Annotated in this window: 1 protein-coding gene; it reads right to left on the bottom strand. The window is 53.0% G+C overall.

Annotated elements, in window-relative coordinates:
- Nucleotides 1–20 precede the first annotated feature (20 nt).
- Nucleotides 21–221, bottom strand: coding sequence for a 30S ribosomal protein S13 (gene rpsM / locus AC0L24_RS33975; RefSeq protein ID WP_473565115.1), 201 nt, complete (start codon nt 219–221; stop codon nt 21–23).
- Nucleotides 222–234 lie beyond the last annotated feature (13 nt).

The following is a 234-nucleotide window of genomic DNA, read 5'->3' as shown; positions in this document are numbered from 1 at the left end:
CCATTATTCAATCACCCCGATTATTTCTTGATCGGTTTGCGCGGACCCTTACGGGTACGTGCGTTGGTCTTGGTACGCTGACCGCGAACCGGGAGACCACGACGATGACGCAAACCGCGATAGCAACCAAGATCCATCAGGCGCTTGATGCTCATGCTGATTTCACGGCGCAGATCACCTTCAACGACAAATTTGGCAACTTCGTCACGCAGCGTGTCGATTTGTCCTTCAGAC

This window comes from Mesorhizobium sp. WSM4809 (assembly GCF_055811655.1).
Note: the sequence above shows the minus strand (reverse complement) of the source record. Positions and strands in the feature narration are given on the sequence as shown.